This window comes from Hallella faecis (genome assembly GCF_018789675.1).
In the GTDB taxonomy this organism is placed as follows: Bacteria; Bacteroidota; Bacteroidia; order Bacteroidales; family Bacteroidaceae; genus Prevotella; species Prevotella faecis.
The window spans coordinates 66318-78869 of the sequence record NZ_JAHKBE010000003.1 but is presented as its reverse complement, the minus strand read 5'-3'; the positions used below and the strand labels follow the sequence as shown (position 1 = coordinate 78869).

The window sequence follows — 12552 nt, the reverse complement described above, 5'->3', positions numbered from 1 at the left end:
CGCAACCGTCGCAAATGCTACTTTCTTTCATCCTAAAAACGAAGAAGATATGGTAAGCCTTAAGAAAATGGCGCTGCTCACGCTGGGTTTCGCCATGCTGTCGACCGATGGCATGGCGCAGACCACGCGCCGAGAGTATAACGATATCATCAACATCCACCTTACGCCGGGAGCGCCACGCCGCCACAACGGATGTTTCACCGACATGGGATCATGGATGGGCTTCACCCTTCCGGAGCAAGCCCAGCCCACCACGGGTTTCTGCGGACCCTACAGCATCTACTACCGCCATTGGTACGCCCGCTCGCTGGTGGCGCTCCAAGGCGGCACCATGCAGGAGCGGAGCTATTGTCCGGGCGAGGTGCGCATGGCGCTCACACGGGATGGCGCCACCATCCAGGAGAGCCTGCAGTTTGTAGACGCCCGCACGGCGCTCCTCACCATTGACAATCCCTCCAAGCGACAGCTCGTTTTCGGGGCCGACAGCGTCAGCCGCAAGATGCAGCTTTCGGTGGAGAACGGCACGGTGCTCATTGCTTGCCACGGGGGCGAGCGCGTGATGCTCACGTTCCCCGAGCAGGTAAGGGTGGCCAAGGCGGGCCACAACTACGTGGCCACCGTGCCTGAGGGCATGGCCCATCTCACCGCCGCCATCAGCATCGTGACGCAAGACACGGAGGCGTCGGTGCAGCAGGTCCACACGGCGAGCCTACTGGCCAACCCCGAGGCATCGCTCAAGGCCAACGAGGCGCGGTGGAACGGCTACCTGAGGAAGGTGATCCGACCCGACATGCCGGCCAAGTACAATAGGGTGGCGGCCAAGTCGATCGTCACATTGCTCTCCAACTGGCGCTCCAAGCGCGGAGCCCTCTTCCACGACGGCATCGTGCCCAGCCATGCGGTGAGCTATTTCGTGGGGTGCTGGGCTTGGGACTGCTGGCGTTTCTCAGCGGCCATGGCCTCGTTCTACCCCGAGCTGGCGAAGGACAACATACGCGTGATGTTCGACTATCAGCAGCCCGACGGCATGATCATCGATTGCATCTACCCCGACGCATCGGCCAACAACGAGCGCGACAGCAAGCCGCCATTGGCGGCGTGGGCGGTCAACGAGATCTACGAGCACACCCACGACACGGCCTTTGTGAGGGAGATGTACCCCAAGTTGCTGAAATACCACAAGTGGTGGTATGCCAAGCGCGACCACGACAAGAACCACATCTGCGAGTTTGGATCGGTAGACGGTACGCTGGTGGCAGCCGCATGGGAGAGCGGCATGGACAACGCCATACGCTTCGACGGAACGAAGATGCTGCAAAATGGGCCCGACGCATGGAGCACCGACCAAGAGAGCGTGGACCTCAACGCCTATCTGTCGCTCGAATACACGCTGCTCAAGAAGTTTGCCGCTTTGCTCGACGAGCCGTTCCTCTTGCCCGACTATCGCTCCATGGTGGCCGACTATTTCTTCGACAAGAAAGATGGATTCTTCTACGACCGCCGCATGAACGCCACACGCGACTTTGTGCGCGAGGCGGGATGTGAGGGCTACATACCGTTTTGGGCCAACATCGCCACGAAGGAGCAGTTTGCCAAGGCGCGCAAACTGCTCGACAACAAGAAGAAGTTCTCTACCTACATTCCCTTCCCCACCATCGCGGCCGACAACCCAAAGTATGACCCGAAGGGCTATTGGCGCGGACCCATCTGGCTCGACCAGACCTACTATGGCATTAAGGGCTACCGCAACTATGGCGAGGGCAAGAAGGCCGACGCCTATACCGACCAGGTGTTCCGCAACATAGAGGGCCTCACCGAGGGTGCGCCCATCTATGAGAACTACGACACCCACACGGGCAAGCCCATGCAAGCCTCCCACTTCAGCTGCAGCGCCGCTTGCCTCCTCATGCTCTACAACGATTATGGCAAATGAGCGACACCGCTCCCATAGCGGCCGGCAACAAGCGTGGCCCATGGGAGCCTACGCGCTAAGGCGAGCGGACAGCATCGCCCCCGCATAACCCCAACATCCCCAATCGGTCATTAGATTTCAATTCTTGGTAGTGCTTGTTTAGAGCAGGTTGCGACAGTCGCGTAGAAGGCATAGCGGGCTATGCCGAAACGCGAATGGAAGCAAGATGCCGAAAGAAACGCTGACAAGAGTTGAAAAGAAACCATAACATCCTACTATTTCTCCTATTTCGGCCTAATGACCGATTGGGGATCATAAAAGCGCCGACGAGGACGAATCCTTGCCGGCGCTTTTATGATGTTATGATGCGCTAAGCGTAGTGCGACGCAGCCACCTGTTATCGCGATGCGTAGTAAACGCCGCCGCCCACGGCCATGCGCACCTGCGTCAGGCCAGCCTGGTCGGGCGTAACGTTCATCTTGCGGCCATCGGGAAGCGTGGCCTGGATGGTGCCGTCCTCATTGAAGCGGAACAGCTCCTTCAGGGCGCCCTTGTCCTGATAGTTCCAGCTCTTCTGCTTCTTATTGTAAACAAGATACGACACCTCGCCATCGGGAGCCGTAATCTCGTAACCGTTCTTCAGGGTCTTAATGGCATAGAGCTTGCCGTCTTGGCCCATCACCTCCTTGGTTTCGCCAACATGGGCCACCAACTTCTCGCCTGTCCAAAACTCCACGGCGTTCAGCACAAACAGGTCGGCCATGCTGCAAATGGCGTAGGCCGGACTGATCACGATGAACACCAACTCGTTGATAAACTTACTGCTGCTCAAGCCCTTGTTCCAGTTCAGCACGCTGTTGGTAAGGCCAAAAGAGCCAATGCAAGAGCTTAGGGTCAAGCCGCACAAGGCCAAGGCAAGGATCGATTTCGTAGCAAACTTTCTCATATTCTTTCGTCTTTGAAGGTTATCTGCGTGTTATTGTTTGCAAATATATATCATTTTCTCGTTCGATCAAACATATTGCGCACAATTTCACATATTTTATGTACTTGTCGCTCCACAAAGCCCATGGCGACCGCAACCACCAACCCTACGCCAACAAAAAGGGCAGGCCGAAGCCTACCCATATTTGCCAAATATCGAGACACCCCGCTTATCGCTTCATCACCTTCTTGCCGTCGACCACATAGATGCCCTTAGGAAGGTTGCTGAGGTCGTTGCCATCGCTGAGCTTCACACCCGTCAGGCTGTAAACGCCCTTCTTGGCCGATGCCGTAGGCTGCTTGGCGATGGTGAGGTCGTCGATGCCCGTGCTCGTGTCGTAGTCTTGCTTGATGCTCACGTTCCAATGCTTGAGGTAGTAAGTGCGGCCATAGTCGTAAGCCTCGTTGCTCCATTGCAGATACTTGCCTGTGTTCTGCGTTGAGCCAAACGTATAATCGGCCATCGACTGCTCATTCTCATCGACACCCGCATACTCGAAGCCATTGGGCGAGGCGATCGAAACGATCAGTTTTTTTACTTCCCGACGAACCGGAACGTTCGCTTTCGATGGGGAAACACTTACCGAACTACCCTTTATGGGTTGCAACCTACTCTGTGCGGACGCGCTGTTCACTCCTGCAAACGACGACAACATCCATGCAAAGGCGAGCGCCAAACAACTGCTTTTCATCACGAAATCAATTTAACAAAAACACTCTTTTCGTTTAAAATCTCAAGTTAACGGTTGCAAATACACAGTATCATTGCTACAAACACAAACTTTTGAGCGTATTTTTATTAAAAAAGTTGCATTTTGAAAAACAGGGATTATAACACGATTCTCCATTTCGCAACATGTTTAACCTGTTTTTTTGACGCAAACCCGTGCAGCAAAACAAAGTTTGTCTGTAGACAAGGCATGGTGACACAACCGCACCCCTACAGAGGCTCCACCGGAATGATTCCACTTCTCGATGAGTTGTTTTTCACCACTTGAAAGGTATCAAACTGTAACCTCGCAGCTCATTACAGGAGCTTCCCCCACCCTATGCGCCCTTTTGCCGGCTCAGACAGATGGGGTGGTGGCATGACTTTTATTCAAAAACACTGACAAGCGAAGCCACCGGGCATCCCCCTGTGCGCATCTGCCAAACAATTAGATGCGAAACCCTAAGAAAGGAAAAGGCGGCGAAAAGCACATCCAAGCACGTGCAACTCTCACAGCCCATAGCCATTGGAGGCCAGCGCAAGAACAAGGTCAGGCAGGCCAACCGGGCGACATACCAAGCAAAGCTAACCGACGTAGCCTTCGAGGCGCGCAAGGCGAGGTTAGAACGTGCAGCAAAGGCGTGCTGTGAGCGCCACGAAGCTGCCGTTGGGGTTGTGGATGTATTGGAGGGAGGGTTGCACGGCTACCGATGCGTTGAGCGTGCGTCGCCAGGTGAGCTCCGCCGACCACTCGTTGCCTTGCTGGTAACGGGCGTATTGGCCCGAGAGGCCACAGGTGTTGACGCTGTCGGTATAGGCGACGCCGAGCTCGGCGTAACGGTAACAAGCGTTCTGGCGGCAGGTGTTCTCGGAGTATTGGGCCATGGCCGTGAGGCTCTGCCTTCCTCGCTGCCATAGGCGTTGCTCGCCATAGACCCACCAGGCGCCCGTGGTGTGATGGGATGCCACGCTGGCGGGCATCAGGGCTCCGTCGTCGTCGAGGGCAAACTGGCGGGTGTGGATGGCCGCCCCAGCAAAATAGTGGGCGCCACGGTGGGCGTATTCGAGCTGCGACATATTGAACACCCCATCGTCCTTGGGGCGCAAGAGGAAGGGGTTGTCGTCGTGGCGCCACCCATTGCGGCCCACGCCATTGCATAAGCTGTTGCGGAAGGTGAACCGTCCGCGCGTAACATCGAAATAGAACGTGAGGCCCGAGAACGGGTAGTTGGCGATGGGGTAACTGGCGGCAATGGTGGGCACGATGCCACACGAACTGTTGGCAAAGAGCGCCGTGACGGGCGATGTGAAGAAATCCTCGTTCACATTGCGCACGCCCACAAACACGCGCGCCGACGCCCAATGGTGGCTATAGCCCAGCACGGCGATGGCCGCAAGCATGTTGCCTGCCTCGATGTTGGAGAAGCCCTGCCAATCGTCGATGAGGGCCTCGTGGCGAATGTTGGCCAGATGGAGCGTGGCGGCCTCTATGGCTCCCCGCCCATGCCACAGGGGCAGGTTGAGGTCGAGGCGCACCTGGTTCAACCAGTTGGTGTGTTGGTTCATGTCCCATTGCCATTCGGAAATCAATTGTCCGCCAAACTCTTGTGCGTGTACCGCGGCAAGGTGCAGGCAGCCCAGGAGTATAACAATAAGCCGCTTCATAATGATGATGATTGTAATGTTTTTGTTGCTCCGTAGCCACTGCCGCAGGAGCGCGCCAAGGGCCCATCTTTAGAACGATTGCGTTTCAACCCGCAAAATTACACCATTCTCCCCGATGTTGCAATACCCAAAAATAGGTATTCCGCCCTCACACAGGGTGCGGCAAGCACACCCAAAGGCATAGCGGGCTATGGCGAAACGCGAACGGAAGCAAGATGCCGAAAGAAACGCTGACAAGAGTTGAAAAGAAACAATAACCTCCCAATAGTCTCCCCTATTTCGGCCTAATGACCCATTTGGGTTTGACGAAGGTGAGGCGGATAGCTGTGGGAGGGGCGGCAAAGATTTGAAGAAGGCGTAATTATGACTCAAAAATCGAAACAACCTATATTGAAAACTACACGTTTCTTTTGAACGCGAAAAATGTTGGGCGCAAATACGTGCTTCTTGGCGAGTTTTTGCAACTGTCTATCAATCAACGTTTTATTGTAACAACGATTCGCTTGGCGCTTCGGGGGCCACTCTCGACGTTGCGATACATACCTAATCGAGTTGCGAAACATACCTAATCGAGTTGCGAAACATGGCCTTTCGCAGTGCGAAACATGGCTAATCGAGGCTCGATACATGCCCAGACGCAACTCGATACATGCCTGATGTTGAAGTAAGGCCCCATTGTTTGAGTCGAAGATCTCGCCCAAACAGGTTTTCCTCGTCTGGTTCACGTAAAAAGTGCGCACATTTTTTTTCAGAACAATCCCAACAATCCCAACAATCTCATGGGGGGCGCTATCTTAAGATCTGTATTATCTTGTCTTTCTGATAATGTCGGTGATTTGGCGCCGCATCTTTTCATGACCTATACAAAAAAGCCATTCGCCACGAAAATCCAAGGGGTTGCCGCAACAGGTTTAGGTTTATTTTCATATCTTTGCATAAGATAGGCTGCACTCGGCCATTTGAAAGCAAGCTTTCATGGCGCTCGTTTGCACTATCTTTGCAACAACACACCTAAAACATAAAGCTATGATTACGCTGATTGACTTTATAGTGAGAACGGGCTGCGCCTTCCTCATGGGCACGCTCATCGGCATGGAGCGACAATATCGCCAGCATAGCGCAGGCCTGCGTACCAACGTGCTTGTGGCGGTGGGAGCGGCCGCCTTCACCATACTGTCGGTCACCATGACGTCGGGTGGCACGGGCGACCCCTCGCGCATCGCGGCGCAGATTGTGTCGGGCATTGGCTTCCTGGGTGGCGGACTGATCCTGAAGGAGGGATTCACCGTGAGGGGACTCAACACGGCGGCCACGATATGGTGCTCGGCGGCCTGCGGAACACTGGCGGGCGTGGGCATGTACCTCGAAGCCTTCGTGTTGGTGGCGTGTGTGCTGATCACCCATTGCGTGTTTCGGCCCCTCGGCACCTTCATCCTGAAGCTCAACACCAAGATGTACCACTACACGGTGCGGGCCGAGTGTATGAAACATTCGGCCGACCGAACCCAGCAGTTCCTCATGGACATGCTGGCGTTCAACAAGAACATAAAGGTGAACGCCCTGTTCTACAAAGGGGCGGGCGACAAGGTGGTGGTGTGCTGCGACATGCAGATATTGGGGGAGCACAAGTCGCTGCTCGACCTCGTGGTGTCGCGCCTCCGCTCTCGTCCCGACGTGTTCAGCGCCGGTTGGGAGCGCCAAGAGTCGCCCCAGGAGGATTTCTGACCGCACCGTGACATGGCGCTCGCTTGCCGCTTTGGCCCCAAGCCATGTGCCATGCCGAAGGCCGAAAGGCAGCTTCGGCGCTTGGGGCACCGCTGGCGTGAATAATTCTTAAATATCCGAGGCAACGTGCACGATTGTTGCATTTAATCGTTACTTTTGCCCTCGATTAAAGTCCAAGGCGGCCACCGAGCCGTTGGGAGGACTTGCCCGATCCAACAAGAAATAAGGGGTGCTTCACGAGTGTGTTGCTGAGATTATACCCATAGAACCTGACGCAGGTAATGCTGCCGCAGGGATTGCTTCCTTCACAGTAACGACAGGTGATAGCGAGGCTGTTTCTATTCCGTATTGTCTTTTGTGGTACGTAGCGCCGATGCTCCCCTGCCAACACAGGAAAGCATGAAATATCTTTGCGCACTGACCATTGCCGGATCCGACAGTTGTGGCGGAGCAGGCTTGCAAGCCGACATCAAGACGATGTCGGCCTTAGGGGTTTATGCTGCATCGGCCGTCACATCAGTCACGGTGCAGAACACGCTGGGCGTGCAAGCCGTGCAGGCCATCAGGCCCGACGTGGTGGCCGGACAGATCCGCGCTGTGATGGACGACGTGGCGCCCGTGGCCATCAAGATTGGCATGGTGAACGACCGCCCCACGCTGCAGGCCATTGCCGACGCCTTGCGCCCCTACCATCCGCGCTTTGTGGTGGTCGACCCGGTCATGGTGTCGACCAGTGGGTCGCCCCTGATGCAGCCCGACGCTGTCGACGCCTTCTGCCAACAGTTGTTGCCCATGGCCACGGTGCTCACGCCCAACCTGCCTGAGGCCGAGGTGTTGGCCCACATGCCCATCCGCTCCTTCGACGACATGGACGAGGCCGCACGCCGCATCATCCAACTGGGATGCAAGGCCGTGCTTATCAAGGGCGGCCATTGGGAAGGCCAACAGAAGGTGGACCGACTGTATATGCCCGGCCAACCGCCCCGCTCCTACGAGCATCCCACCATCGAAACCCGCAACACCCATGGCACGGGATGCACGCTCTCGTCGGCCATCGCGTCGTTCTTGGCACGCGGACTGGCCCTGCCCGAGGCCGTGGGCAGCGCCGTCGACTACTTGGCCCAAGCCATTGAGGCTGGCAAGGATGTTGCCATTGGAGCCGGCCATGGGCCCGTCGACCACTTGTTCAACCCTGAAAAACTCATCAAGTCATGATACAATTTATCACACACGCCAACGCGCGCTATGGATATGTGGAGGGCGCACAACTGGCGCTCGAGGGCGGATGCCGATGGATTCAGCTCCGCATGAAAGGGGCCACCGAGGCCGAGTTTATGGAGGCTGCCAAGCCCATTGGCGACCTGTGCCGCAAGCATGGCGCCACGTTTGTGCTCGACGACCATGTGGAATGGGTGGAGCGCACGGGAGCCGACGGCGTTCACCTGGGAAAGAACGACATGCCCGTGGATGAGGCGCGCCGCATCTTGGGCAACGACAAGATCATTGGCGGAACGGCCAACACGTTCGACGACGTGGAGCGACTGCACCGACAAGGTGCCAACTACATAGGGTGCGGCCCCTTCCGATTTACCACTACCAAGAAAAACCTGTCGCCCATCCTCGGCCTGGAGGGCTATCGCCACATCGTGGAGCAGATGCGGGCACACCACATCGACCTGCCCATTGTGGCCATTGGAGGAATCCTGGCCGACGACATCACGTCGGTGAAGCAAACGGGCGTAACGGGCATTGCCGTGAGTGGCGCCATCCTCAACGCCAACGACCCCGTCGAGGAGATGCAACGCTTCGTCGGACTGGTGGGCGACCGGGGCTGACCCACCCCACCGTTTCCAACGAGAACCAACCTGAATAACCATTATATGAAGACAGACATCAAATTCGATTATCCTTCCTCAGAGAAGGTTTACCTGAGCGGCAAGCTCTATCCCGACCTACGCGTCGGCATGCGCCGCGTGCGACTGACGCCCACCGTAACCATCGAGAACGGTGTGCGCCATGAGGAGCCCAACCAGCCGGTCTACGTATACGACACCAGCGGACCCTACAGCGACCCCGCCGTGGAGATCAACCTCGAGAAGGGACTGCCCCGACTGCGCCAGCCGTGGATCGACGGTCGCAAGGAGGGACAAACGCAGATGTATTTCGCCAAGCAGGGCATCATCACACAGGAGATGGAGTATGTGGCCATACGCGAGAACATGAACTGCGAGGAACTGGGCATCAAGACCCACATCACACCGGCCTTCGTGTGCAAGGAGATTGCCGAGGGACGCGCCGTCATCCCCGCCAATCGTAAGCACCCCGAGGCGGAACCGATGATCATCGGCACCCATTTCCTCGTGAAGATCAACACCAACATCGGAAACTCGGCCACCACATCGGGCATCGAGGAGGAGGTCGACAAAGCGGTGTGGAGCTGCAAATGGGGTGGCGACACGCTCATGGATCTCTCCACGGGCAGCGACATACACGAGACGCGCGAGTGGATCCTGCGCAACTGTCCCGTGCCAGTGGGCACCGTGCCCATGTACCAAGCCTTCGAGAAGGTGAACGGCAAGGCCGAGGACCTTACGTGGGACGTCTTCCGTGAGACGCTTATCGAACAGTGTGAGCAGGGCGTGGACTACTTCACCATCCACTGCGGCATCCGACTGAAGAACATCCACCTGGCCGACACGCGCCTCACGGGCATCGTGAGCCGTGGCGGAAGCATCATATCCAAGTGGTGCAAGGTGCATCAGAAGGAGAGCTTCCTCTACGAGCACTTCGACGACATCTGCGACATCTGCGCCCAATACGACGTGGCCATATCGCTCGGCGACGGCTTGCGGCCAGGCTGCACACACGACGCCAACGACGCGGCGCAGTTTGCCGAGCTCGACACCATGGGCGAACTGGTGGAGCGCGCTTGGGCCAAGAACGTGCAGGCGTTTATCGAAGGTCCCGGCCATGTGCCCATGCACAAGATCAAGGAGAACATGGAGCGACAGATAGAGAAGTGCCACGGCGCACCGTTCTACACGCTCGGCCCGCTCGTGACCGACATCGCGCCGGCCTACGACCACATCACATCGGCCATCGGAGCCTCGATGATTGGATGGTATGGAACGGCCATGTTGTGCTACGTCACACCCAAGGAGCACCTGGCCCTGCCCGAGAAGGAGGACGTGCGAACGGGTGTGGTGACCTACAAGATCGCCGCCCACGCCGCCGACCTGGCCAAGGGACACCCCGGAGCCACCGTGCGCGATGACGCGCTGAGCAAGGCACGCTACGACTTCCGTTGGAAAGACCAGTTCAACCTGTCGCTCGACCCGGAGCGCGCGCTCGAGTATTACAAGACGAGCAACACCGTCGACGCCAACTATTGCACCATGTGCGGACCCAACTTCTGCGCCGCACGCATCAGCCACTCGCTCAAGAGCTGCGAGGGATAATAACGTTAACTGTTTAAAGACATAAGAAAAATGATTGAGACACAAGTATCAAAAGGTATCATCAGTACCTATTTCGACAAACTGCAGAAAAACTTGGACCTCGACGTGGCCATCGTAGGCGGTGGCCCCTCGGGCATCGTGGCAGCCTACTATTTGGCCAAGGCCGGTCTGAAAGTGGCACAGTTCGACCGCAAGCTGTCGCCCGGCGGCGGCATGTGGGGCGGCGCCATGATGTTCAACCAGATTGTCATTCAGGAGGAAGCCTTGCACATCGTGAAGGATTTCGACATCAATTACGTGCCCTTCGAGGACGGCCTCTACACCATCGACTCGGTGGAGAGCACATCGGCACTGCTCTACCACGCCGTGCACGCTGGCGCAACCATCTTCAACTGCTACTCGGTGGAGGATGTGGTGTTTAAGGACAACGTGGTGAGCGGTGTGGTGGTCAACTGGACACCGGTGCTCCGCGAAGGCCTGCACGTCGACCCGCTGAACATCATGGCCAAGTGTGTCATCGACGGAACGGGCCACGACAGCGAGATGTGTAAGGTGGTGGCCAGCAAGAATGGCATTCGCCTCGACACCGCCACGGGTGGCGTCATCGGTGAGCGCTCGCTCGATGTGGTCGAGGGCGAACGCATGGTGGTTGAGGGAACCCGCGAGATTTACCCGGGCCTCTACGTATGCGGCATGGCCTCGTCTGCCGTGGCCGGCACACCGCGCATGGGACCCATCTTCGGCGGCATGATGCTCTCGGGCAAGAAGGTGGCCGACCTGATCATCGAGAAGTTAAAGAAGTAAGCCGCATGGGCGGCGAAAGCCTCGGACTTTCCCACTGAACTGAAACCGAAACCCTTTCCATATCATGAAATGGATCGTCATCACCTCTCCCGACTTCGTGCCGGGAGAGGCTTTTTTCATCGACAAGCTCTTCGGTCATGGGCTCGACCTGCTGCATCTGCGCAAGCCCGGAGCCTCCGCCGACGAGTGCCGTGACCTGTTGGAGCGCATACCCGAGCGGTGGCGTGGACAGGTGGTGCTGCATGAGCATTTTGAGTTGGCCGAGGCCTACGGCGCGCATGGCATCCATCTGAACCGCCGCAACCCGCAAGCGCCCGAGGGTTATGGCGGCAGCGTGTCGTGCTCATGCCACAGCCTGGAGGAGGTGGCGGCCAGCAAGCCACGGCACCAATATGTGTTTCTCAGTCCCATCTTCGACAGCATATCCAAGGTGGGCTACGCCGCCGCGTTTCCCGAGGAGCAGCTCCGCCAAGCCGCCAAGGAGCGGCTCATTGACCGTCAGGTGGTGGCCTTGGGTGGCGTAACGGCCACAAACATCGCCGCGCTCAGGGCCTGGCACTTTGGAGGCGCCGCTTTCCTGGGCGACGTATGGAGCCGCATGGACGATCCCAACGTCGATGCTTACCTCGCCCACCTGCGCCAGTTGCTGCACGAATAGGCCGGGCGCATCTGCGTTCAACCACACCAAAGCGTTAACCCCCAATGGGCCATTAGGTCGATTGGGGGTTACTTGACGACGGGCAGGCCCTGCTCTTTCCACCGCAAGATGCCACCCTTCATGTCGACCACGTGGAAGCCTTTCTTCTGCATGTAGACGGCGGCGGCGTTGCTACGGCGACCGCTGCGGCAATAAATATAATAGGTGCGCTGGCGACAGAGCTTCTTCATGCCGTGTCGGAATACTTTCGTGTTGAGCCAATCGAGGTTGGTGGCGCCATCAATGTGGTCCTCGGCAAACTCGGAGGGGCGGCGCACATCGAGCAGCACGGCGGTGGAGTCGGCCCGCGCGGCCTCAATAAACGGCTTCGGCTCCAACGTCAGGACAGGCGTTTGGGCCGAGCAACTGCCGCAAAACGACAAGGCGGCAAGGAGGGTGAGAAGTATGTGTTTCATGATTCTAATGTTAAGCGCAAGCCAAAGGCCCACGCGTTAGACAACTGCAAAAGTAAGCATTATTTTCCATAAGCATGGCATCTTCGCCCATTTCCTTACATGCCACGTCTCACCTCTTGCTGGCAATGGGGAATAACGCAAAAAACAAATCTGCCAAACAGCTGACCGAACGGAGACCAAAC

11 protein-coding genes and 1 riboswitch are annotated in these 12552 nt (G+C 57.2%); of the genes, 7 read left to right on the top strand and 4 right to left on the bottom strand.

Going from position 1 to position 12552, the window contains the following annotated elements; genetic code table 11:
• Positions 1 to 49: 49 nt before the first annotated feature.
• Positions 50 to 1933, top strand: coding sequence for an MGH1-like glycoside hydrolase domain-containing protein (locus KM934_RS01505; RefSeq protein ID WP_215758846.1), 1884 nt, complete (start codon positions 50 to 52; stop codon positions 1931 to 1933).
• A 376-nt stretch (positions 1934 to 2309) separates the two neighbouring features.
• Here the strand turns inward: KM934_RS01505 and KM934_RS01500 are convergent, their stop codons facing one another.
• From KM934_RS01500 to KM934_RS01490, 3 genes are all read right to left on the bottom strand, one after another.
• On the bottom strand, positions 2310 to 2858 hold the full coding sequence (locus KM934_RS01500) for a DUF3332 domain-containing protein (protein WP_215758845.1): 549 nt from the start codon (positions 2856 to 2858) through the stop codon (positions 2310 to 2312).
• A gap of 208 nt (positions 2859 to 3066) precedes the next feature.
• Complete coding sequence (locus tag KM934_RS01495) at positions 3067 to 3588, bottom strand: hypothetical protein (RefSeq protein ID WP_215758844.1); 522 nt, start codon at positions 3586 to 3588, stop codon at positions 3067 to 3069.
• 638 nt (positions 3589 to 4226) lie between these two features.
• Entirely contained in the window at positions 4227 to 5270 is a 1044-nt protein-coding gene (locus KM934_RS01490) for a carbohydrate porin (RefSeq protein WP_215758843.1), read from the bottom strand.
• Positions 5271 to 6296: 1026 nt separating this feature from the next.
• Here KM934_RS01490 and KM934_RS01485 point away from each other — a divergent pair.
• The 6 genes from KM934_RS01485 (at position 6297) to KM934_RS01460 (ending at position 11915) form a co-directional block, all read left to right on the top strand.
• Positions 6297 to 6995 carry an MgtC/SapB family protein gene (locus tag KM934_RS01485; protein WP_215758842.1) on the top strand — a complete coding sequence of 233 codons (699 nt, stop codon included), beginning with the start codon at positions 6297 to 6299 and terminating at the stop codon, positions 6993 to 6995.
• Positions 6996 to 7210: 215 nt separating this feature from the next.
• Positions 7211 to 7309: riboswitch (TPP riboswitch) on the top strand.
• An 85-nt stretch (positions 7310 to 7394) separates the two neighbouring features.
• Entirely contained in the window at positions 7395 to 8210 is an 816-nt protein-coding gene (gene thiD, locus KM934_RS01480) for a bifunctional hydroxymethylpyrimidine kinase/phosphomethylpyrimidine kinase (RefSeq protein WP_215758841.1), read from the top strand.
• Complete coding sequence (locus KM934_RS01475; RefSeq protein ID WP_215758840.1) at positions 8207 to 8830, top strand: thiamine phosphate synthase; 624 nt, start codon at positions 8207 to 8209, stop codon at positions 8828 to 8830. The genes thiD and KM934_RS01475 overlap by 4 nt, the downstream gene beginning before the upstream one ends.
• Before the next feature lie 45 nt (positions 8831 to 8875).
• Entirely contained in the window at positions 8876 to 10453 is a 1578-nt protein-coding gene (gene thiC, locus KM934_RS01470; protein ID WP_215758839.1) for a phosphomethylpyrimidine synthase ThiC, read from the top strand.
• A gap of 30 nt (positions 10454 to 10483) precedes the next feature.
• Positions 10484 to 11257, top strand: a complete 774-nt coding sequence (locus KM934_RS01465; RefSeq protein ID WP_215758838.1) for a sulfide-dependent adenosine diphosphate thiazole synthase — start codon at positions 10484 to 10486, stop codon at positions 11255 to 11257.
• A gap of 64 nt (positions 11258 to 11321) precedes the next feature.
• Positions 11322 to 11915 (top strand): thiamine phosphate synthase, encoded by a 594-nt coding sequence (locus tag KM934_RS01460; protein WP_215758837.1) that lies wholly within the window; start codon positions 11322 to 11324, stop codon positions 11913 to 11915.
• A gap of 68 nt (positions 11916 to 11983) precedes the next feature.
• Here the strand turns inward: KM934_RS01460 and KM934_RS01455 are convergent, their stop codons facing one another.
• On the bottom strand, positions 11984 to 12370 hold the full coding sequence (locus KM934_RS01455; protein ID WP_215758836.1) for a rhodanese-like domain-containing protein: 387 nt from the start codon (positions 12368 to 12370) through the stop codon (positions 11984 to 11986).
• Positions 12371 to 12552 lie beyond the last annotated feature (182 nt).